The sequence below is a fragment of the Altererythrobacter sp. Root672 genome (genome assembly GCF_001427865.1).
Lineage (GTDB): Bacteria > Pseudomonadota > Alphaproteobacteria > Sphingomonadales > Sphingomonadaceae > Croceibacterium_A.
On sequence record NZ_LMHH01000001.1, the window covers coordinates 944,451 to 965,684 of the forward strand.

Sequence of the window (21,234 nt, forward strand, 5' to 3'; positions counted from 1 at the left end):
TTACTCGCCGTGGAACGTGCGGTTGATCACGTCCATCTGCTGCTCACGCGTCAGCCGCACGAAGTTGACCGCATAGCCCGACACCCGGATCGTTAGGCTCGGGTAGTTCTCCGGATGGTCCATGGCGTCGAGCAGGGTCTCGCGGTTCAGCACGTTGACGTTCATGTGATAGCCGGTGACGCCGAAATAGGCGTCGAGGATCGCGGTGAGATTGGTGATGCGCTCATTCTCGTCCTTGCCGAGACCAGTTGGGACCAGGGTGGTCGTGAGCGAAATGCCGTCTGCCGCGTCGCGGTAGGGTATCTTGGCCACCGAGGCCGCGGAGGCGTGGATGCCATGGCTGTCGCGGCCGTGCATCGGGTTGGCGCCCGGTGCGAAAGGCTCGCCCTTGCGCCTGCCATCGGGGGTGTTCCCGGTCGCCTTGCCGTAGACGACGTTCGAAGTGATCGTCAGCACCGACTGGGTGTGAAGCGCGTTGCGGTAGGTCGGGTACTTGCGCAGCTTCGACATAAACGTGCTGACCAGCCACGTCGCCAGGTGGTCGACCCGGTTGTCGTTGTTGCCGAACTTGGGAAAATCGCCCTCGGTCTCGTAGTCGACGATCAGCCCGGTATCGTCGCGGATGACCTTCACCTTGGCGTATTTGATCGCCGAGAGACTGTCAGCCACGACGGACATGCCGGCGATACCGAAGGCCATGGTGCGCAGTGGCCCGTAGTCGTGCAGCGCCATCTCGATCCGCTCGTAGGCGTACTTGTCGTGCATGTAGTGGATCGCGTTCATTGCGCTGACGTAAGTGCCGGCGAGCCAGTCCATCATCGCTTCAAGGCGTTCAAGCACGTCGTCGAAGTCGAGATAGTCGCCCTGCACCGGATCTGACGGCGGCGCGATCTGCTCCCCGCTGATCTCGTCGCGCCCGCCGTTGATGGCGTAGAGCATGCACTTGGCGATGTTGGAGCGGGCACCGAAGAACTGCATCTGCTTGCCGACGCCCATCGGCGAGACGCAACAGGCGATCGCGCCATCGTCACCCCAGGCGTTGCGCATGATCTCGTCGTTCTCGAACTGGATCGAGCTGGTGTCGATCGCCGCCTTGGCCGTGAACCGGCGAAACGGTTCGGGGAGTAGCGGTGTGTACCAGATGGTCAGGTTAGGTTCGGGCGCGGGTCCGAGGTTGTAGAGCGTCTGCAGGAAGCGGAAGCTGGTCTTGGTGACCAAGGGCCTGAGGTCGTCGCTCATACCCGCTATGGATTCGGTCACCCAGGTGGGATCGCCCGCGAACAGGGCGTCGTATTCCGGGGTGCGCAGGAAGCGCACGATGCGCAGCTTGATCACGAAATCGTCGATGATCTCCTGCGCTTGCTCCTCGGTCAGCAGCCCGGCCTTGAGGTCACGTTCGAAATAGATGTCGAGGAAGGTGGAGACACGCCCGAGCGACATCGCCGCGCCGTTCTGTTCCTTCACGCTCGCGAGATAGGCGAAGTAGAGCCACTGCACGGCCTCGCGGGCTGTGGTCGCCGGGCCAGAGATGTCGAAGCCGTACTTGGCCGCCATCTCCTTGAGTTCGCCGAGAGAGCGGATCTGCTCGCTCAACTCCTCACGGTCGCGGATGATGTCCTGGGTCGTCCACTCGCGGTCGAGTGCGGCCTTTTCCTCCTTCTTGCGGTCAATCAGGCGGTCGACGCCGTAGAGTGCCACCCGGCGGTAGTCGCCGATGATACGGCCGCGTCCGTAGGCATCGGGAAGTCCGGTCAAGACGTGCGAGCGGCGGCAACGGCGGACGTCTTCGGTGTAGGCATCGAACACGCCGTCGTTGTGGGTCTTGCGGTACTTGGTGAAGATCTCGACGACTTGCGGATCGGGCTCGTAGCCGAAGGCCTCAAGCGAGATCGTGACCATCCTCAACCCGCCGTTCGGCATGATCGCACGCCTGAGCGGAGCTTCGGTTTGCAGACCGACGATGATCTCGCGGTCCTTGTCGATGTAGCCGGCCTCGTGGGCGGTGATGGAGCTCGGAATCTGCGAGACGTCGAGCACGCCCTTCTTGCGCTCCTCGACGAACAGGTCCTGGAGTATTTTCCAGATGGCCAGCGTGCGTTCGGTGGGTCCCGCCAGGAAGGATTCATCGCCGTAGTAGGGCGTGAAGTTCTCCTGGATGAAGTCGCGGACGTTGACTTCCTTGGTCCACAATCCTGCGCTGAAGGCCTCCTCGACACCGGCTTTCGCGGCTGCGGGCTCTAGCTCTGTGGTCGACATAAGAACTCCCTAGGGGGTCAGGGTTGGGTTTGCGGGGTCGATGGGGGCGGGGCGGTTGTCGTCGGGCGCGCAGCGGATCCGGTTTCGCGCAGCAGCAGGGTCAGCACGATGGCCAGCGCCACGCCCCAGAGCATCGGCTGGAAAGTCGCCTGGTAGTGCTCAAGCTCGCGCGCTCCGCCCCCGCTGGAACGGATCAACAAGCCGGCGAACACCGGGCCGAGCAGCGCCGAGATCGAGAAGTTGATGAAGTTGATCACACCCGTCGCCGTCCCGCCGTGTTCCGGCCGGTTTGCTTCCTTGATCACGGTGTACGGGATCATCGCCGCGCCCGAAGCAATGCCTGCGATCAGGCCGAGGCTGTAGGCTGGAAGCAAGCCGGGAGGGCCGTAGAGGATCAGCGCCAGGCAAATGAACAGCACGACTGCGGCGCCAGCGATCACGGGCTTGCGTCGACCCAGGCGGTCGGACAGCCAGCCGAGCAGCGGACAGCCGATGATCCACCCAAAAGGCACCGATGCTGATCGGAGCACGGCCATCGAGTAAGGCATGTCATGCGCTTCTTCGAGAAAGCGGACGCCCCAGACCATGTCGAACACGGTCGTCGGAATGAACAGCAAACCTGCGATCACGCCGCACAGGATCGACTGCGGGTTGATGAACACCGTCTTCATCGCGCGGCCCGCTTGCTGGAGGCGCCCCTCTCCGGCCTCGGCCGCGACCGGCTTGGGCGACTGCGAGGGAATGAGCAGGAACAGCACGACCGCCAGAGGCAAGCCTATCAGGCCCATCATCAGCCAGAAGCGGTCCCATTCGAGGCCGCCCGCGATGGCTGGCCCAACCAGGAATTGCCCCGCCGAACCGCCGGCCATGCCAAACATCTGGGTCGCACCGATAAGCGTCGCAGCCCGTGCTGCCGGTAGATAGTTGCTAGCGATCGTGACCGCGCCGATCAGCGCGAAGACGCCGCCCGCGCCTTGGAGGAAGCGCCCAATGCCGGCCAAGGTGGCGTCGCCAGTCGAAAACAGCAAAGCGCCAATGGCGACCGTGGCCGCGCCAAGTGGCACGACTTTGCGTGGGCTGAACTGATCGAGAGCCACGCCCGCGACGAGGCTGAAGGGCGCGTAGGCGTAGTAGAACAGCCCAAGCAGCGAGGCGACGCCGACTGGCGTCAGGCCGAAGCCGAGCGATATCTCCGGCACCATGACCGAAGGCGCCGAACGCAGGATGTACTGGTAGAAGTAGAAGATCGACGTAACGAGCCAGGCCGCGGCGACCATGCCTAGGGCCGTACGGCCCGGCTGCGCGGCCCGGTTCATCTCGCCAGCGTCAGCAGAGTACCAGCGAGACGGCCATGCCGCCTTCGGAGGTCTCTTTGTACTTCGAGTTCATCTCCTTGGCGGTCAGCGCCATCGCCGTGATCACGGTATCGAGGTCGACGCGCCGATTGGCCGGAATCTCATTCTGCGCCATCAGGAACCCAGTCCAAGACTTGACCGCGCCGAACGCGCAACGTTCGATGCAGGGTATCTGCACGAAGCCCGCAACAGGGTCGCAAGTCATGCCGAGGTGATGCTCAAGGGCGGCGCCGGCACCGTTCGCCATGACCTGGTTGGACGTATCCTGGGCCTGGGCGAGCGCAGCAGCGCCCATTGCCGAGGCCACGCCGATCTCGGCCTGGCAACCGCCCTCGGCGGCAGAGAGCGTCGCGTTGTGCTTGCACAGGTATCCGACCAAGCCCGCAGTGAGCAGGGCTTCGCGAATCTTCTGGTCCGATACCTTCGCGCCGTCGGGCCCAAGCGAGTAAACGATGGCCGGCATGACGCCTGCCGATCCACCGGTTGGTGCGGTGATCACCAAGTGGCCTCGAGCATTCTCCTCGGAGCCAGCCAGGGCCGCGGCAGAAACGACACCAATGCCGCGCCGGGCCGGAGACTCCTGCTTGAGCGCGTTCCGGTACACGTCGCCGGCTTTGGTCTTGAGCTTGATCGGTCCCGGCAGCACGGCCGTCGGGGCTTCGAGGCCCGTCTTCACCGTGGCCCGCATCGCCGCGATGATCTTGTCGAGGAAGGCGTTGATCTCGGCTTCGCTGCGACCGGAGATGCTAGTCTCATTGGCCATCATCAGTTGGGCCAGGGTGAGGTTGTCGCGCTCCGCGTGCGCCAGCGCTTCGGCCATCGTGGAATAGGGATACTTGGGCGGATTCTTCTTGGGCGGTTCGTATCCCTTCCATTCGATGAAGCCGCCGCCGACCGAGTAGTATTCCTGCTCCAACAACGGCTTGTCGCCGGCCAGCAAAGCGACCCGCATGGTGTTCGGGTGAGGGAAATCGCCCTTGGTCTCGTCGTAGATGACGTCGGCCAACGAGACGGGAATTTCCTTCGAGCCAAGCTTCACCTTGAAGCTCTGCGTGGGGTCTGCGGCCAGTCCGTCCAGGAACGCCGGATCAGTCGTCGCGGGCTCCATGCCGATGAGGCCGGCCAGCGCGGCGCGTTCGGTGCCGTGACCTTTGCCCGTGGCGCTCAGGCTGCCGAATAGATTGACCCTGAGGGCCGTGGCCTGGTCCAGCTGTGCCTGGGGCAGCTTGCTGGCGCGCTGATAGAAATCATAGGTGATCCGCATCGGACCGATCGTGTGCGAGGAGGACGGTCCGGGACCGACTTTGTAGAACTCGTCGATCAGCGTCATCACCGGCCCCTTCGTTCGTTGAACGACATTGAGGCTGGGATCGACGCCGACATTGACGATCGGGGCCAGTGCCGGGGTCTGAGCGAAAGCCGCCAGCGGCCGGCCGGTCAGCACTACAACCGCGGTCGCCAACGCGCTGCGCATCATGAACGCGCGGCGGTCAGATCCTAGCGGGGGTTCGGAAAAGTCGAGTTCGGGAAGGGCCGACTCGGCACTCCCGTTAACCTCTGGAGTCAGACAATCCATGGCCGAAGCCCTCCTGTCGACCCGCGCCCCGTCAATCGCGACATTGCCGCCTAGTCGGGCACGAGGGAGTGAAGGGAGTCGCGGCCCATGAAACCCTTCTACTTTAGGTATTCCTGTCGGGCTGGTTCAGTGAATAGGGTTAAACCCTCAATCGATGATCTTAAACTTCAATGGGATATTCTCTAGGCTTTCTGGGGATGAGCTCCTTTCTATACAAATAGTTAGCGAAATGATGCGCTGTTACATTTGTGTAAAATCACGAATGTTAATCATTGTGATTCAAGGGGTTACACCCCTTTTAAGGCACTTAAGTAAAAAGTTTCTGAATTCATCAGGATAAGTCCCGATGCAATGCACGCCAGATGAGTCGTAGCCAGACTCGTTGGCTCGGGGGGCCACATCAGCAACTCTCGGAGATGCTTGGATGTCGAAGCGCAACATGCTGCTGGCCGCCGTCGGGATCGTCGTGGTCGGACTCATCGCTTGGCTGTACTTCTCAGGCGACGACGTGCCTGATGGGTTCGCCCGTGGAAACGGAAGGCTCGAGGCCAACGAGATCTACATCTCGGCCAAGTATCCGGGCCGGATCGCCGAGGTCCTCGTCAATGAAGGCGATACGGTGAAGGCGGGGCAAGTGGTCGCCCGGCTCGACACCTCCGAGCTCGAAGCCCAGCTCCGGCAGGCGTTGGCCGTAATGACCGAGGCACAGCAGAGCGAACGAGTCGCTCGCGCCGATGTCGGCACCAAGGCCGCCCTGATCTCGGCACGCCGCGCTGAGATCGACGCCAAGCAAGCCGACTATCAGTTCGCTCAGCAGCAGTTCTCCCGGTCGAAGGACCTGGTCAAGACTGGCGCCGTTAGCGAACAGGAAGCCGAACTCGATGCCTCGCGGATGAACTCGACTCGCGCGCAGGTAGCGGGATCTCGCGCCGACCTCGCTGCAGCGTCGGCTGACCTGACCGGCTCGCAGGCCCTCGTTGGCCGCTCGTCCTCGACCATCGCTGCGGCTGCGGCCGAAGCCGACAGGATCCGCGCGCAGATCAAGGACTCCGTGCTTGTCGCTCCGATCCGCGGACGTGTCGAACGGCGGCTTGCCGAAGTCGGCGAAGTCGTCGGCGCGGGCGGGCGCGTCTTTTCGATGGTCGATCTGAGCGACGTCTACATGTACGTCTTCCTGCCTGAAACTGTGGTCGGCAGGCTCCAGGTCGGGTCCGAAGCGCGGATCGTGCTCGACTCCGCGCCGCAGTACCCCATCAAGGCGATAGTCTCCTACATCTCGCCGACCGCGCAGTTCACGCCGAAGACGGTCGAGACGCAGGAAGAGCGGCACAACCTGACCTTCAGGGTCAAGCTGCAGATCCCGAAGGACCGCTTGCAGCAGTACGAGGCGCTCGTGAAAGCCGGTGTCCCTGGCGTCGGCTATGTGCGGTTCGACAATGGCGCGCAGTGGCCAGCTGAGTTGCAGCCGCCCGCCAAGATGCCAGCGAACCTGTTCCAGGCTCCCGAAAATGCCGGCCGCTGAACGTGGACTCCGCCCAGCTTGAAATTGCCGCGAGCGTTCGCAACGTCACGCACCGATACCGCGATGTAGTCGCGCTCAATAACGTCAGCATCGACATCCCGGCCAACAAGATGATCGGCCTGATCGGACCGGACGGCGTGGGCAAGTCCACGCTGCTCGGCCTGCTCGCCGGGGTGCGCAAGATGCAGGAGGGCGAGGTCAACGTCCTTGGCGGCGACATGGGCGATCCCCGGTTCCGCACGCTAGTGGCCGAGCGCATCGCCTACTTGCCGCAAGGCCTGGGCAAGAACCTCTACCCGACCCTTTCGATCTTCGAGAACGCCGACTTCTTCGGCCGCCTGTTTGGACAGTCGAAGGAAGAGCGCGAATGGCGCATCGCCGACTTGTTCCATAGCACTGACCTTTCGCCCTTCCGCGACAGGCCGGCGGGCAAGCTGTCGGGCGGCATGAAGCAGAAGCTGGGGCTGTGCTGCTCGCTGATCCACGACCCTGACCTGCTGATCCTCGACGAACCGACCACGGGCGTGGACCCGCTCGCGCGGCGACAGTTCTGGGAACTGATCGACCGTATCCGCGAGCGACGCCCGCAGATGAGCGTGCTCGTCGCCACGGCCTACATGGACGAGGCCGAGGGCTTCGACTGGCTGATGGTGATGAACGCGGGCGAGGTGCTGGATACCGGCACGCCCGAAGAGGTGCGGCAGAAGACCAATTCGAGCACACTCGAGGAGGCCTTCATCGCCTTGCTGCCTCCCGAGGCCAAGGCCGGCCATCGCGAACCGGTCATCACCCCGCTCGTGTCATCCGGAGGCCCGCCGGCGATCGAGGCCCATGGCCTGACCCAGCGGTTCGGCGACTTCACTGCCGTCGATCATGTCAACTTCAAGATCGAGAAGGGCGAGATCTTCGGTTTTCTCGGCTCGAACGGCTGCGGCAAGACCACCACCATGAAAATGCTGACCGGCCTGCTCGAGCCCACCGAAGGCAGCGCGCTGTTGTTCGGCAAGGAGATGAAGGGCGGCGACATCGACGCCCGCCGCAAGGTCGGCTTCATGTCGCAGGCCTTTTCGCTCTACACCGAGCTGACCGTCCGTCAGAACCTGATCCTGCACGCCCGACTGTTCGATCTGCCGCCACAGAAGGGCAAGGAGAGAGTCGAGGAACTCATCGGGAAGTTCGGCCTTGGGCCGGTCGCCGATACACTCGCCGAAGACATTCCGCTCGGCATTCGTCAGCGCCTCTCGCTCGCTGTCGCGGTGTTGCACGAACCCGAGGTCCTGATCCTCGACGAGCCGACGTCAGGCGTGGACCCGGTGGCGCGCGACGGGTTCTGGGAGTTGCTCATCAAGCTGTCGCGTGAGGATGGGGTGACGATCTTCCTCTCCACGCACTTCATGAACGAAGCCGCGCGCTGCGATCGCATGTCCATGATGCACCAGGGCAGAGTGCTGGCGCAGGACAAGCCGGCCGAACTGGTGAAGCAACGCCAAGCCCCGAGCCTCGAAGCCGCCTTCATCGGCTATCTCGAAGACGAGGCCGCGGATGCCAAGGCGAGGGTCCAGGCGGAGACCGGAGCCGAGGAGGTTCCCGTCCAGGCTCAGGAGGAGATCGAGTTCGCCAAGCATGGCGCCGAGCCTGGCAAGTTCAGCTGGTCACGTGTCTGGGCCTTTGCCCGCCGCGAGGCGATTGAGCTGCGCCATGACAGCGTGCGCTTGATCTTCGCGATCCTCGGTCCGCTCTTCCTGATGGTGGTTTTCGGCTACGGCATTTCGCTCGACGTTGAAAACCTCACTTATGCCGTGCTCGACAACGACCAGACGGTCGAGAGCCGCGCCTATGCGGATTCCTATCGAGGTTCGATCTACTACGATGAGCGAGCGCCGATCCTGAGCGATCAGGACCTCGACCGGCGCTTGCGCAATGGAGAGTTGCGCTTCGCCCTCGATATCCCAGCGGGCTTCCAGGAAGACGTCGAGCAAGGCCGGCGTCCTGAGGTGGCACTGTACGTCGACGGTGCGGTGCCGTTCAGGGCGGAAACGACCCGCGGCTATGTCGAAACAACGCACAAGGCCTACGAAGCCACGCTTCGCCGGGACAAGGGCACTCCGGCGATCAGGATGCCGGTGAACATCGAGGCCCGGGCGCTTTACAATCAGTCGTTCGAAAGCGTCTACGCCATGGTGCCAGGCGACATCATGCTGCTGCTGATGTTGATCCCGAGCATGCTCACCGCGCTCAGTGTCGTGCGCGAGAAAGAACTCGGTTCGATCGCCAACTTCTACGCCGCCCCAGCGACGAAGGCCGAGTTCCTGTTCGGCAAACAGCTGCCCTACATCGGTGTGGCGCTGATCCAGTTCGTGTCGCTCGTCTTGCTGGCGGTGATTCTGTTCCAGGTTCCGATCAAGGGCAGCGTGCCTGTGCTCCTGATCGGTGGACTGGTCTTCGTTCTGGCGAGCACCGGGTTCGGCCTGTTGATCTCCGTTTTCGCTTCGACACAGACCGCGGCGATCTTTGCTGCCGCGATCATCGCCATCCTGCCGGCCGTGCAGTTCTCCGGCATGTTCGTGCCGTCGTCATCCCTGACCGGAGGGGCCTGGGGGGCATCGCTGATCTTCCCCAGTACCTACTTCCAATCGATCAGCGTCGGCACTTTCACCAAGGCGCTAGGTATCCAGGCGCTCTGGCCCAGCCTGCTGGCGCTGGCGATCATCGCCCTGGTCTATTTCTCGGTCTCTGTGGCCCTGCTCAAGAAGCAGGAGGCCTGAGCCGTGCGCGAAGTCTGGCACATCTTTCACCTCGGCATAAAGGAGCTGATCAGCCTGTCGCGCGATCCGGTGCTGATCTTCCTGATCCTCTATACCTTCACCTTTTCGATCTACACGCCGTCGAAGAGCGCGGTCATGGACGTCGTCAACGCCTCCATCGCCATCGTGGACGAGGACAGCAGCGAAGCTTCGCGGTCCGTCCATGACGCCATGCTGCCGCCACTGTTCCTGCCGCCGCGCCTCATCGACTTCGCCGAGATCAATCCGGACATGGATCGGGGGCGCTATACCTTCGTGATCAACATTCCGCCGGAGTTCCAGGACGAGCTGGCCGAAGACGGCTTCCCCGACGTGCAGATCATCACCGACGCGACGGCGATGAGCCAGGCCGGCCGCGGCCCGGGCTACATCTCGGCCATCATCAACAGCACGGTCGAACCGTACTGGTCGGGACGTGGCAACCCCGACAACCAACCGCTCGTAGGCTTGCAGACACGGGCCCGGTTCAACCCGAACATGCTGCAAGGCTGGTTCGTGGCGATCAACCAGTTGATCAACAACATCTCGGTGCTGGCGATCTTCCTCTGCGGTGCGGCCGTCCTGCGCGAGCGCGAGCATGGCAATATCGAGCACCTCTTGGTCATGCCCTTGCGGCCCTACGAGCTGATGTTCGCCAAGATCTGGGCTAACGGTCTGGTGGTGATCGTCGCGGCGATGGCCTCGCTGTTCCTGGTGGTCAAAGGCTTGATCGGCGTACCGATCTCCGGCTCGATCCCGCTCTTCGCCTTTGGCCTGATGGTCTACCTGTTCTCGGTCACCGCGCTTGGCATCATGCTTTCGACCATGGTCCGCTCGATGCCGCAATTCGGCCTGCTGGCTTTCCCGACCTTCATTGTCATGAGCTTGCTGTCCGGCGGGCAAACTCCGCTCGAGAGCATGCCGGTGCTGCTGCAGAAGGTCATGCAGTTCGTGCCCTCAACCCATTTCGTGAGCTTCTCGCAAGCCGTGCTGTTCCGCGATGCGACGCCCGCGATGGTCTGGCCCTTGCTGGCGAAGATGTTCGTCATAGGCATGGCCTACACATTTTTCACGCTCACCCGGTTCAGGAAGATGCTCGCTGCGATCCAGTGATTTGGAGGCGAATATGCGGATTGTTCATTGGCCACGCCTGGCAGTCGCCCTGGTTCCGCTGATGCTGGCGGGCTGCGTGATGGGGCCCGACTACGCCCGGCCAGATGTGGTGCAACCGGGCGAGTTCCGGTCGCAGATAACGCCGGCCGATGCGAACTCGCTGGCCGACCGTTCCTGGTGGGAGGTGTTCGACGATCCTGCCCTGCAGAATCTGATCTCGCAGACGCTGCAGAACAACAACGACCTGTCGGTCGCCGTCGCCCGCATCGAACAGGCTCGTGCCCAGGTGGGTGTAGCCAAGTCCGAGGGTCTCCCGCAGATCGGCGTCGATGGCTTCGCCGGCGGCCAGGAGAGTTTCCTCCCGACGCCCGACGAGATCGGCACGGCGGAGTTCGCCTCGGTCGGCGGCGTGATCGAAGCCGCGTGGGAGTTCGACATCTGGGGCCGCATCGCCCGTCAGACCGAAGCGGCGCGGGCCAACCTCTACGCCCAGGAAGAAGTCCGGCGGGGGATCATGCTGGCCTTGGTCAGCGACACAGCGAGCGGCTACTTCCGCTTGCTCCAACTCGACCGCGAGCTGGCCATCGCGGAGGAGAGCCAGGCGGTCTTCAAGAAGACTCACGAACTGTTCACGCTACGCTTCGAAGCCGGTCGTGATAGCCGCTTGCCCGTAGAGCGAGCCAAGGCCGCGCTCGATTCCACCGGCGCTCGCATTGCCGACCTCAAGCGCCAGATCGCCGAGCAGGAGAACGCCTTGAGCGTACTTGCCGGCGGGTATCCGCACGCCATCGAACGCGGCCAGCCGCTGACTGCGCAGCGCATGCCGGAAACCCCGGTCGGCCTGACGACTGACCTCGTTCGGCGCCGGCCTGACATCCGACGGGCGGAGCAGGACATGATCCGGGCCAACGCCCAGATCGGCGCGGCGATCGCCGATTTCTATCCGCGCATTGGCCTTTCGACACTGGCGGGCGTCATCGGGGTGAACGGGCAGGGCGGTCTCGATGGCACGTTCGGCCTCTGGCAGGCGGGCATAGGGCTCGCCGGGCCCCTGTTCACCGGCGGCCGGCTTGAATCGATTTACGACGAGCGCAAGGCGTTCTGGGATGAGAGCGTCGCCCAGTACCGGCAGACGATCCTGGTCGCCTTCCGCGAGACCTCGGACGCGCTCACCGCCCAGCAGACTCTCGTCGATCGCCGCGCCTCGCTCGAATCTCAAGTGGCAGCGATGCGCCAGTCAGTCGAACTGGCCGACACCCGCTACCGCGCCGGCCGTGCGAGCTATTTCGAGGTGATCGAAGCGCAGCAACAGCTCTTCCCGGCGGAAGCCGAGCTTGCCCGGGTCCAGCAGGCCCAGCTGGTGGCTGTGGTTAGCCTCTACAAGGCGCTCGGAGGCGGATGGAAGCTGGACGACGCCCAGTGGAACCGACCCGGCTGAGGCTCAGCCCGAGTGGAGACCGATCATGCCGACCCTCGAAGCGAGTTCCTCAACCGCCAGCGACAATCACGAGAAATTCAGGCGACTGGTCGAGCGGGCTCAACGCGAAGGGCCTGCCGTCACCGCCATCGTGCATCCGTGCGACAAGGTCTCGCTGGAGAGTGCCGTGGAAGCGGCGCACCTCAAACTCATCACGCCCATACTTGTCGGCCCACGCGAGAAGATCGAACACGCCGCGAGGGACGCCGGGATCGACACTAGCGGCCTGGAGATTGTCGACGCAGCACACAGCCATGACGCGGCGGCAAAGGCCGTGGAACTCGTGCGCGAAGGGCGTGCCGAAGCCCTGATGAAAGGCAGCCTGCACACCGACGAGTTGATGTCCGCCGTCGTCGCCCGCGAGACTGGCCTGCGGACGGGGCGCCGCATCAGCCATTGCTTCATCATGGACGTTCCAGGCCATCCGGACGCGCTCATCATCACCGACGCGGCGGTTAACATCGCCCCCGATCTCAAGGTGAAGGTCGACATCGTGCAGAATGCGATCGACCTGGCCCACGCCATGGGCGTGGCAGAGCCGCGCGTGGCGATTTTGAGTGCGATGGAAACGATCAATCCCGACGTCGCGTCCACTCTCGAAGCCGCAGCGCTGTGCAAGATGGCTGACCGGGGCCAGATCACCGGCGGAGTCCTCGATGGGCCGCTCGCGCTGGACAACGCCATCAGCATGGAAGCGGCGGCGGTGAAGAAGATCGTCTCACCGGTTGCGGGGCAGGCCAATGTGCTGGTGGTGCCGGACCTCGAGGCCGGGAACATGCTGGCCAAGAGCCTGTCGTTCCTCGCAGGCGCAGACGCAGCCGGGATCGTGCTGGGTGCACGGGTTCCGATCATCCTGACCAGTCGAGCGGACTTGCTTCTGACCCGCCTCGCATCCTGCGCGGTGGCGTTGCTCCTTGTTGCCGCGCGTCGAACGAGTGCCGCCGGAGCAATCCCGTGAAGCCCGCCTTCGCTCATCACGGACGCAAGAAATGAGTGAGCCGATCGCCGTCATCAACGCGGGCTCGTCGAGCATCAAGTTTGCGGTCTACGCCGATGGAGGCGCCGACGAGCTGTTGTTCCGCGGACAGGTTGAGAAACTGGGTACCGCGCCTCGCCTGCGCGTCACTGATGCAGGGGGTGAGGCGCTGCTTGATCGCGATTGGGCACCCGGGGAAATCGACCACCGCGAGGCGGTCAACGTAATCCTGCACTCCTCGCTCGACCTTCTCGGCGGCAGGAAGGTAGCCGGGGTTGGCCATAGAGTGGTTCACGGCGGGACCAGGTACAGCGAACCCGTTCGCGTCGACCCCTCGGTCCTAGGTGAATTGAGGGCGCTCAGTCCGTTGGCGCCCCTGCATCAACCTCACAATCTCGCGGCAATCGAGGCCATTGCGACAGCCGCTCCCGATATGCCGCAGGTGGCGTGCTTCGACACGGCGTTCCACCACACGCAGCCCGAATTGGCCCAGCTCTACGCCTTGCCCAAAGAACTGACCGATGAAGGGATCAGGCGTTACGGATTCCATGGTCTGTCGTACGAACACGTCACCGGTCGGTTACGTGAAGTCGCTCCCTGGCTTGCGAACGGTCGGGCAATCATCGCCCACCTTGGCAATGGATCCAGCCTGTGTGCGATCCGTAAGGGGGAGAGTGTGGCAACGACGATGGGATTCACTGCCGTCGAAGGGCTGATGATGGGGACCCGCTGCGGCTCAATTGACCCCGGTGTCTTGATCTACCTGATGGACCAGCATGGAATGGATGCGCGCGCTCTCGAAGAGTTGGTCTATAAAAAATCCGGCCTTCTGGGCGTGTCAGGTGTCTCATCCGATATGCGCGAGCTTAAAGCATCGACCGAGCCTCGCGCGTCGCTTGCCATCGATCTCTTCATTTATCGCATTGCCCGGGAAATTGGCTCTCTCGTTGCGGCACTGGGAGGACTTGATGGCCTCATATTTGCCGGAGGTATCGGGGAAAACGACGATGATCTTCGACTCCGCGTCGCAAAACGCTGCTCCTGGCTTGGCGTCGACATTGTTCAGTCTGGTGGTGTCGGCGAACGAAGACTCAGTCGCAGCGACGCGGCCGTGGATGTTTGGGTCATCCCAACTGACGAGGAACGAATGATCGCCCGCCATACCCGTGAGGTCCTTTCGGGCTGACCCCGGAACGGTCGACCTGACGCACAATGGGGCCGGAACCCGGCGATCTCCGCCAATCCCATTTGCGCAGCAAGTGAGGCGAGCCCAGGGGCATCCTCCGTTTCCCCCGAGCCCGCTAGGCCTATTCCTGTCCGATGCGCCTAGGAACCGCCGGAAGACGCCTCGGTCATCTTCGCAATCACCTGGTCGAGACTGAAGCTCGCCGCCTTCTGCCGCGGCGGGAACTCCTTGAACGTGGCCAGGAATTCGCCGACGATCGCCTGCGCCGGGACCAGCAGGTAGATGTGGCGGAACATCCAGTCGTAAAACGTGTTCGAGGTGATCTGTGCGCGCTCGTAGGGGTCCATCCGCAGATTGAAGATGTACGGCGTGCGTAGGGTCACGAACGGTTCCTGCCAGATCTTCAGGGTTCCTGGGACACGCTGTTCCATGAACAGCATCTTCCAGTGGTCATAGCGCAGCGCGGCCACGTCGCCTTCATCGGTGAAGTAGATGAAGCCCTTGCGCGGTCCCTTGTCTTCCTTGCCGGTGAGGTAGGGGACAAAGTTGTAGCCATCGAGGTGGACCTTGAAGGTCTTGCTGCCGATCTTGTGGCCCTTCTTGAGCTTCTCGGCGATGTCGGGCTCGCCGGCGATAGCCAGGATGGTGGGGAACCAATCCAGGTGGCTGATAATCTCGTTCGACTCCTTCCCGGCTTCGATCTTGCCGGGGAAGCGAACGACCAGGGGCACGCGATAAGCGCCTTCCCAGCTTGAGTTCTTCTCGTTGCGGAAGGGGGTCGTGCCGGCATCGGGCCAGGTGTTCATATGGGGGCCGTTGTCGGTGCTGTATTGCACGAAAGTGTCGTCAGCGATGCCGAGCTTGTCGATGAAGTCGAGCATCTCGCCGATGCACTTGTCGTGGTCGATCATCACGTCGTGGTATTCGGATTGCCAACGGCCGGACTGGCCTCTGCTCTCGGGCTTCACGTGCGTCCAGGCGTGCATGTGCGTGGTGTTGAACCACACGAAGAACGGCTCGCCGGCGTCGTGCGCAGCTTGGATGAACTTCTTGGCCGCGGCTAGGAACTCGTCGTCGCAGGTCTCCATCCGCTTCCTGGTGAGCGGTCCGGTGTTCTCGATCTTCTGGCCACCCTTGCCGTCGGCCCAGCAGTGCAGCACGCCGCGCGGCCCGAACTTCTTCTTGAAGTTGGGAAAGTCCTTCTCGCTCGGATAGTCTTCTTCCTCGGGCTCTTCCTCGGCGTTGAGGTGGTAGAGGTTGCCGAAGAACTCGTCGAAACCATGCGCGGTCGGCAGGTGCTCGTCACGGTCGCCCAGGTGGTTCTTGCCGAACTGCCCGGTGCGATAGCCGAGCGGCTTGAGCGCCTCGGCAATGGTGATGTCCTCCGCCTTGAGACCTAGCTCGGCGCCCGGAAGACCCACCTTGGTGCAGCCCGTGCGCAGTCCGCACTGTCCTGTGATGAACGAGGCGCGGCCAGCGGTGCAGCTTTGCTCCGCATAGGCGTCGGTGAAGATCATGCCTTCCTTGGCGATGCGGTCGATGTTGGGCGTGCGATAGCCCATCATGCCCTTGCTGTAGCAGCTGAGGTTCGACTGACCGATGTCGTCGCCCCACATGACGAGGATATTGGGTTTACCTTTGGGCATTGGAATTTCCTCTCTGGGTCCGGTTCAGGGGGGACGGTCGCAAATGAGGGATGGAGTCGACATTGGGGTAAACACCGAGATCGGACGATTGGACTTCGAAGTGGGGCGAGTGTTTTCGTACCGTCGGCGATACGGGGGATTTTGCCGAGCGAGGCTCAATGGACGTGGATAATCTCTTCGATGTGCGCGGGAACCGCTTCGCCTTCGGCAGTCCGTTCGGTCTTGAAGCGCGCAACCAGCTGACCCCGCTTCGCCCACGCACCGTTCGCGTTGGCATCGATGTCGCATTCTGAGAGCTCGACGGCATCGGTGGATGCCTACGTGGATTTCCTGTCGGCCGACCTGGAACGCGCCCTGAGCGCTGGGACGGCCAAATAGCCGCGGTCGCCGTAAGTGCGGGTCTTTTCAGATCGCACCGTCTCACGAGAAATTGTGAGGAGCAATCCATTGGTCACGACTCCACCCCAATCGCCCGCCCGCTACGAAGACGGGCCCGTCGGCAACAGCCGTGCCGGTTCGCTATTTCCTCGCCCGGCCCAACTGACACCCGTCACATCCGAGCGTGGTTGCTTGGTGGCAAGTTCATTGCCTTCGGCCAAGAGCGGCTGACCCGGGAAGAACTCCAGCACCTTCGTTCGGGACGGCCCAACACGTCCACCTTGGCACATCGATGTCGCCCGGGGCGACCACCTCGCCACCATCAGCTGTCGCTGCTGGTGGGTCGCCGTACTCGAAAATGGACTGTCGGCTTTTGCTCGCGTAGCGCCGAAAGCGGTCGGTCCGCTGCCGGCCAGATGCTGCCGGTCTGACTCGCGCCCATCTTCGTCGTTGAGCGTCGCGGCGAGTCATTCTGAAAATTGCCGTTCGTTTAGCAAGGAGACCAGCGCCAGTTACGCCTGGAACACCGCCTTACATCGGGATCCCAGACATGGGAGGCGTGGCAGCCGGTTCGATTATGGACACGACGACCTGGTGCTTGCCCGCTTTCTCGAATTCGAGGACCATCGGGAAGGTTTGCCCGGCTTTGAGCGGCTCGTCCAAGTCCGCGAGCCAGACGTGCAGTCCACTTGGATCGAGGCTCACTGGCTTGTCGGCCGGGATGGCGATTTCCTCAAGATATTTCATCTCCATCGCGCCGCCGTCTGAGTGCATTGTCATCAGGTCCGTCCTCCCTGCAATCGGCGTCGAAGCGCCGACGAGCCGGTCGCCGGCCTGCGCGGTGATGGTCATGTACACTGCCGCGGTCGCCTTCGTGCCGGCGGTGTCGCGCGCCCACGCGTCCTTCACCTCGATCTGAGCTTGTGGTGATTGGGATTGTGGTTGCTGCCCGCAGGCGGCGAGCGGAACTAGTAGACATAAAGCGAAGGCCAACTGGCGCATGATAATCTACCCCCCAACGTTGCGGACAGCTGCGATCCGCCTCGCGCTTCGACCAAGCCCTTAAGGATCGTTCGCCAACAACGGCGAAAATCAAGGCTGTTGGACCACATCTATAGTGGGACAAAAAAGCGATGCAAATTATGCGCGTGAACCGCCCGCCTCAAAGAAGCGCTAAGTATCAACATATTACGGTTCGATATTGGTCAAACGTCGCGCTACGTGACTGAGCGGACCTTGTGCGGGTAGGTACCACTTGGTAGCGCTAGCAGGGGGTATGGGGAGCGGGCCCTCAATGGATTCATCTGGTACCGGTTTCGTCCGCAACATTGATCGCCGGCTTCTGCTGCGCGGCGCGCTTGGTGTCGGTGTAGCTGCCGCAGTCGCGCTCCCAGCTCGCAGACTGTTGTCGCCGGCGACGGTCACCGAGCCTCTTACGGTTGGCGGACTGGCGGTGACCTGCAACCTGACACTACCAATCGCCTGCGCAGCCAACGAGGCGGCCAAACCCTTCGGCACGCGTGACGCTGCGCAGCTCGCATTCGGATTCAGTCGATACAGTGGATGGCCCGAGCTGAAGGAATCGCTGATGTCCGGCGACCTCCAGGCCGCCTATATGTTGGCCCCGCTGGTGATGGACCTCGCTGACAAGCAGGTGCCGGTAAAGATTGTGTCGATCGGTCACCGTTCGGGCGCGGTAATCATGGTCCATACCGATTCTCCTTATCGGCGGTTCCGGGATCTTGCTGGGAAGCGCATCGCGATCCCCAGCCGCTTCGCGGTCGACTTCCTGTTCCTGCGCAAGATGCTGGCCAACGAGGGCATGACGCCGCAAGACGTCGAGATCGTCGAGATGGCGCCGGCTGACATGCCCGCCGCGCTCTACGTGAAGGGGGTCGACGCCTACTGCACGGGCGAACCCTTCGGCGCTGCGGCACAGAGCGCCGGCTATGCGCGGGTGCTGCGGATGACCCGAGACGAGTGGCCACGGTACATGTGTTGCGTCCTGACGGTGCGCGAGGAGCTGATCCAGGCGAACCGTCCGTTGGTGCAGAACCTAGTCAATTACGTGCTCGCTGCGGGAGCCTGGCTCGACGGTCAGCGGCAGAACCGGGACAAGGCGGTGGAGATTGCCGCCAAACCTCGCTTCTTCAACCAGGATCCCGAAATCCTCCGCTTCGTGATGGATCGTCCGTCGGATCGCGTGACTTATGGCGACTTGCGCATAATCCCACGGGAGTTCGAGGAACTGATGCAATTGGCCGTAGAGGCCGGAGCGCTGTCCCGCCCGGTTCCCTACGCGAACTATGTGGACGAGAGTTTCGCGCGCGCAGCCCGTCCCGCGTCGATCGCGCTGTGAACGGGCGCTCGCCTCCCAAATTGGTCGGGGTTCTGCTTTTGGCAGTGCTGGCCGCAGGCGCGGCGATGCTTTTCGTGCGGGAGCCCGCCCAACCAGCGCAGATGAGGGCGGGGGCGTTCGATCCACCGCGTCTCGCGCCGGATTTTGCGTTGCGCGGATCAGACGGATCCGAGGTGACGCTGGCGCGCTATCGCGGCAAGGTTGTGCTGTTGACGTTCGGGTTCACCTATTGCGCGGCAGTCTGCCCGACCACGTTGGCGACGCTGGCGCAGGCCCGAAACAGCCTCGGCGGGGCTGCGGATAAGGTGCAGGTGATCTTCGTCACCGTCGACCCCGACCGCGACAATGCCGCCCATATGCGCAAGTACCTCGCGGCGTTCGACGACAGCTTCATCGGCGCGACGGACGCTCCGGAGGTGCTGGCGGCGGTGCGGGAGGACTATGGTGTCACAGCCGAAAGGCAGGGCACGGGCCCGAACTATGCGATGGCCCATACCTCGTCGATCTTCCTGATCGACCAGGCCGGAAGACTACGGGCGATGATGCCTTTTGGACATGACGCGACCGACTTCATCCACGATGTCGCGCTTTTGTTGGAAGGGTAGACCTAAGCTTGCAATCGCCCTCCTCGAAAGGCCCCATGCTCCGACGGCTGCTGTTGGTCGTGCTGGCGTTGCTCCTGCTGGGTGGACTCGGCTGGGCCGCACTGGCGCCGGTCCAAGCGTTTTCACGCGAGAAGCTGTTCGAGATTCCACTCGGCACCTCGGCACGCCGCATCGCCGGCGAGGAGCTCGAGATCCTGCCGCAGACGATCCGGCTCGGCGTCAACGATGTGCTGGTGCTGCGGAACGCCGACGAGGCGCCACACATCTTTGGCCCTACCTTGATCATGCCGGGCCAGGCGTTCCGGCTGCCATTTGCGAAGGCGGCGACTTACAGCTTCCTGTGCACCGCGCATACCGACGGGCAGCTCAACGTAATTGTCGAACCTGCGCCAGCGCGAGGGTGGGCAAGGTTACGCTGGCGTTGGCGCAGCCTCGCGGACAAGATTTGAGGCCTAGCGGGACCGATCTGGCGAAACGAAAGAGGACGAGGGGGACGGTGAGGGACATGGATGGCAAGCTGGCGAGGGTCGTGCCCCCGACGCTTCTAATCGCACTGCTGATCGCAGTCTGGTGGATCGTAGTTGCAAGAGCTGACAGCCCGATCTTTCCGACGCCGGGACAGGTCGCTACCGGGGCCTGGGCGCTCGCGCAGGACGGGACCTTGTGGCAGCATATCGAGGCCTCGTTGTTCCGCGTCGAGATCGGCTTCGGCCTTGCCTTGCTGGTCGCCGTTCCGCTGGGCCTGTGGATGGGGTGGGTCTCGGGCGCGTACTACACTCTGAACCCGCTGTTTCAGATGTTGCGGCCGATTTCGCCCATCGCGTGGATTCCCGTGGCGATCCTGTGGTTTGGCGTCAGCGACTTTTCACCGATCTTCCTCATCTTCATATCCTCGGTGTTCCCGATGATGGTGCAGACCACGGTGGGGGTGCGCACGATCGATCGCCGCTACTTGCGAGCGGCCTCAAACTTCGGCGTCTCGCGCTGGGTGCTCTTTCGTCGAGTGGTGATCCCTGCGGTGCTGCCGGAGATTATCGTCGGCATGCGTATCGGCCTTGGCGTGGCCTGGCTGGTGGTGGTCGCCGCAGAGATGATCGCCCTGAACTCTGGCCTGGGTTACTTGATCATGGATTCGCGCAATGCAGGCAACCGCTACGATTTAGTGATCGCGAGCATGATCATCATCGGCGTGATCGGGCTGCTGCTCGATGGCGCTACACGGCTCCTCGAGCGGCTAGATACGGTGAAATGGCGCTATGTCCGATAAGCAGATCGTCGTCGACGGAATCAGCAAAGGCTTCGGCGCCCTCTCCGTCGTAGATGGCGTGAGCTTTGAGGTCAGCGACGGCGAGTTCGTCGCCATCGTCGGCCCTTCGGGCTGCGGCAAGTCGACCTTGTTGAACATCATCGCCGGCTTCGAGCGGCCGGATCGAGGCAAGATCAGAATCGACGGCGTCGAGGCGACCGGCCCGAGCCGGGTCGGAATCATGATCTCCCAGCACGGGTCGGTGTTCCCCTGGTTGACGGTGCAGGAGAACGTCATGTTCGGCCTGACCGGCGCCAGCCAGAACGATCGGATGGAACTCGCCCACCGCTATATCGAGATGGTCGGCCTCAGAGGTTTCGAGAAGGCCTACCCGCACGAACTGTCCGGCGGCATGCTGAAACGCGCCGAACTGGCCCGTGCCTTCGTGGTGAAACCCGAGATCCTCTACATGGACGAGCCCTTTTCGGCGCTCGACGCGCTGATGAGCCTGAGAATGCAAACCGAATTGCGGCGCATCCTCGATGAAGAGCGCCATACGGTGCTTCTGATCACACACGATGTCGAGGAAGCGATCTATCTGGCCGATCGCATTCTCGTACTGTCCGCCCGACCGACAACAATCCAGACAACTTTCCAGGTGGACTTGTCGCATCCGCGAAAACTGTCGAGCCCGGAGGCGCAAGGTCTTCGCGAAGCCATCTTGAAGGAACTGGGCCTTTAGGAACGACTCCGCCC

At 62.8% G+C, this 21,234-nt stretch carries 17 protein-coding genes; 12 read left to right on the plus strand and 5 right to left on the minus strand.

The features are described 5' to 3' along the window. Genes pflB through ASD76_RS04620 form a run of 3 tightly spaced genes read right to left on the minus strand, consistent with a single transcriptional unit; the run spans position 1 to position 5,187 of the window. Positions 1-2,256 carry a formate C-acetyltransferase gene (gene pflB / locus ASD76_RS04610; RefSeq protein ID WP_055919143.1) on the minus strand — a complete coding sequence of 752 codons (2,256 nt, stop codon included), beginning with the start codon at positions 2,254-2,256 and terminating at the stop codon, positions 1-3. A gap of 17 nt (positions 2,257-2,273) precedes the next feature. Beyond that, positions 2,274-3,572, minus strand: coding sequence for an MFS transporter (locus ASD76_RS04615; RefSeq protein ID WP_055919147.1), 1,299 nt, complete (start codon positions 3,570-3,572; stop codon positions 2,274-2,276). 10 nt (positions 3,573-3,582) lie between these two features. Further along, on the minus strand, positions 3,583-5,187 hold the full coding sequence (locus ASD76_RS04620) for an L-serine ammonia-lyase (protein WP_055919151.1): 1,605 nt from the start codon (positions 5,185-5,187) through the stop codon (positions 3,583-3,585). A 424-nt stretch (positions 5,188-5,611) separates the two neighbouring features. Between ASD76_RS04620 and ASD76_RS04625 the strand changes: the two genes are divergently transcribed. The 6 genes from ASD76_RS04625 to ASD76_RS04650 are packed head-to-tail and all read left to right on the plus strand — an operon-like array spanning position 5,612 to position 14,244. Next, complete coding sequence (locus tag ASD76_RS04625; protein ID WP_055919153.1) at positions 5,612-6,709, plus strand: HlyD family secretion protein; 1,098 nt, start codon at positions 5,612-5,614, stop codon at positions 6,707-6,709. Positions 6,710-6,711: 2 nt separating this feature from the next. Further along, on the plus strand, positions 6,712-9,474 hold the full coding sequence (gene rbbA / locus ASD76_RS04630) for a ribosome-associated ATPase/putative transporter RbbA (RefSeq protein WP_082553601.1): 2,763 nt from the start codon (positions 6,712-6,714) through the stop codon (positions 9,472-9,474). 3 nt (positions 9,475-9,477) lie between these two features. Next, positions 9,478-10,605, plus strand: a complete 1,128-nt coding sequence (locus ASD76_RS04635) for an ABC transporter permease (protein ID WP_055919156.1) — start codon at positions 9,478-9,480, stop codon at positions 10,603-10,605. Positions 10,606-10,618: 13 nt separating this feature from the next. Then, positions 10,619-12,043, plus strand: coding sequence for an efflux transporter outer membrane subunit (locus tag ASD76_RS04640; RefSeq protein ID WP_055919158.1), 1,425 nt, complete (start codon positions 10,619-10,621; stop codon positions 12,041-12,043). 25 nt (positions 12,044-12,068) lie between these two features. Further along, the gene (locus ASD76_RS04645; protein WP_055919160.1) at positions 12,069-13,040 is read left to right on the plus strand and encodes a phosphate acetyltransferase; all 972 of its coding nucleotides are present in this window, start codon (positions 12,069-12,071) and stop codon (positions 13,038-13,040) included. 31 nt (positions 13,041-13,071) lie between these two features. After that, entirely contained in the window at positions 13,072-14,244 is a 1,173-nt protein-coding gene (locus ASD76_RS04650) for an acetate/propionate family kinase (protein ID WP_055919162.1), read from the plus strand. 140 nt (positions 14,245-14,384) lie between these two features. On the opposite strand, the gene ASD76_RS04655 is transcribed toward ASD76_RS04650, so the two are convergent. Beyond that, complete coding sequence (locus tag ASD76_RS04655) at positions 14,385-15,890, minus strand: arylsulfatase (protein WP_055919165.1); 1,506 nt, start codon at positions 15,888-15,890, stop codon at positions 14,385-14,387. 158 nt (positions 15,891-16,048) lie between these two features. Here ASD76_RS04655 and ASD76_RS18730 point away from each other — a divergent pair, with 158 nt between their 5' ends. Further along, positions 16,049-16,183, plus strand: coding sequence for a hypothetical protein (locus tag ASD76_RS18730; RefSeq protein WP_268760305.1), 135 nt, complete (start codon positions 16,049-16,051; stop codon positions 16,181-16,183). A 616-nt stretch (positions 16,184-16,799) separates the two neighbouring features. On the opposite strand, the gene ASD76_RS04660 is transcribed toward ASD76_RS18730, so the two are convergent. After that, a complete protein-coding gene (locus ASD76_RS04660) occupies positions 16,800-17,270 on the minus strand; it encodes a copper chaperone PCu(A)C (RefSeq protein ID WP_082553602.1) in 471 nt (156 codons plus the stop codon). 292 nt (positions 17,271-17,562) lie between these two features. On the opposite strand from ASD76_RS04660, the gene ASD76_RS04665 reads away from it, so the two are divergent. From ASD76_RS04665 to ASD76_RS04685, 5 genes are read left to right on the plus strand one after another with little or no spacing between them, the layout of a single operon-like run. Continuing rightward, entirely contained in the window at positions 17,563-18,627 is a 1,065-nt protein-coding gene (locus ASD76_RS04665) for an ABC transporter substrate-binding protein (protein ID WP_055919171.1), read from the plus strand. A gap of 44 nt (positions 18,628-18,671) precedes the next feature. Next, positions 18,672-19,232: an SCO family protein gene (locus tag ASD76_RS04670; RefSeq protein WP_200943040.1), complete on the plus strand. Its 561-nt coding sequence runs from the start codon at positions 18,672-18,674 to the stop codon at positions 19,230-19,232. A gap of 35 nt (positions 19,233-19,267) precedes the next feature. Then, positions 19,268-19,681 carry a hypothetical protein gene (locus tag ASD76_RS04675; RefSeq protein ID WP_055919173.1) on the plus strand — a complete coding sequence of 138 codons (414 nt, stop codon included), beginning with the start codon at positions 19,268-19,270 and terminating at the stop codon, positions 19,679-19,681. Between the two features lie 56 nt (positions 19,682-19,737). Further along, the gene (locus tag ASD76_RS04680) at positions 19,738-20,499 is read left to right on the plus strand and encodes an ABC transporter permease (protein ID WP_055919177.1); all 762 of its coding nucleotides are present in this window, start codon (positions 19,738-19,740) and stop codon (positions 20,497-20,499) included. Then, on the plus strand, positions 20,489-21,220 hold the full coding sequence (locus ASD76_RS04685; protein WP_055919178.1) for an ABC transporter ATP-binding protein: 732 nt from the start codon (positions 20,489-20,491) through the stop codon (positions 21,218-21,220). Before ASD76_RS04680 ends, ASD76_RS04685 begins: the two co-directional genes overlap by 11 nt. Positions 21,221-21,234: the final 14 nt, after the last annotated feature.

Bases quoted from the DNA above. Each gene is read 5' to 3' on its own strand.
- ASD76_RS04685 (WP_055919178.1), top strand. From the start codon at position 20,489: ATGTCCGATAAGCAGATCGTCGTCGACGGAATCAGCAAAGGCTTCGGC.
- ASD76_RS04675 (WP_055919173.1), top strand. From the start codon at position 19,268: ATGCTCCGACGGCTGCTGTTGGTCGTGCTGGCGTTGCTCCTGCTGGGT.
- ASD76_RS04680 (WP_055919177.1), top strand. From the start codon at position 19,738: ATGGATGGCAAGCTGGCGAGGGTCGTGCCCCCGACGCTTCTAATCGCA.
- ASD76_RS04640 (WP_055919158.1), top strand. From the start codon at position 10,619: ATGCGGATTGTTCATTGGCCACGCCTGGCAGTCGCCCTGGTTCCGCTG.
- ASD76_RS04660 (WP_082553602.1), bottom strand. From the start codon at position 17,270: ATGCGCCAGTTGGCCTTCGCTTTATGTCTACTAGTTCCGCTCGCCGCC.
- ASD76_RS04615 (WP_055919147.1), bottom strand. From the start codon at position 3,572: ATGAACCGGGCCGCGCAGCCGGGCCGTACGGCCCTAGGCATGGTCGCC.
- ASD76_RS04625 (WP_055919153.1), top strand. From the start codon at position 5,612: ATGTCGAAGCGCAACATGCTGCTGGCCGCCGTCGGGATCGTCGTGGTC.
- ASD76_RS04620 (WP_055919151.1), bottom strand. From the start codon at position 5,187: ATGGATTGTCTGACTCCAGAGGTTAACGGGAGTGCCGAGTCGGCCCTT.
- ASD76_RS18730 (WP_268760305.1), top strand. From the start codon at position 16,049: ATGGACGTGGATAATCTCTTCGATGTGCGCGGGAACCGCTTCGCCTTC.
- ASD76_RS04665 (WP_055919171.1), top strand. From the start codon at position 17,563: ATGGATTCATCTGGTACCGGTTTCGTCCGCAACATTGATCGCCGGCTT.
- ASD76_RS04645 (WP_055919160.1), top strand. From the start codon at position 12,069: ATGCCGACCCTCGAAGCGAGTTCCTCAACCGCCAGCGACAATCACGAG.
- ASD76_RS04655 (WP_055919165.1), bottom strand. From the start codon at position 15,890: ATGCCCAAAGGTAAACCCAATATCCTCGTCATGTGGGGCGACGACATC.
- pflB (WP_055919143.1), bottom strand. From the start codon at position 2,256: ATGTCGACCACAGAGCTAGAGCCCGCAGCCGCGAAAGCCGGTGTCGAG.
- ASD76_RS04650 (WP_055919162.1), top strand. From the start codon at position 13,072: ATGAGTGAGCCGATCGCCGTCATCAACGCGGGCTCGTCGAGCATCAAG.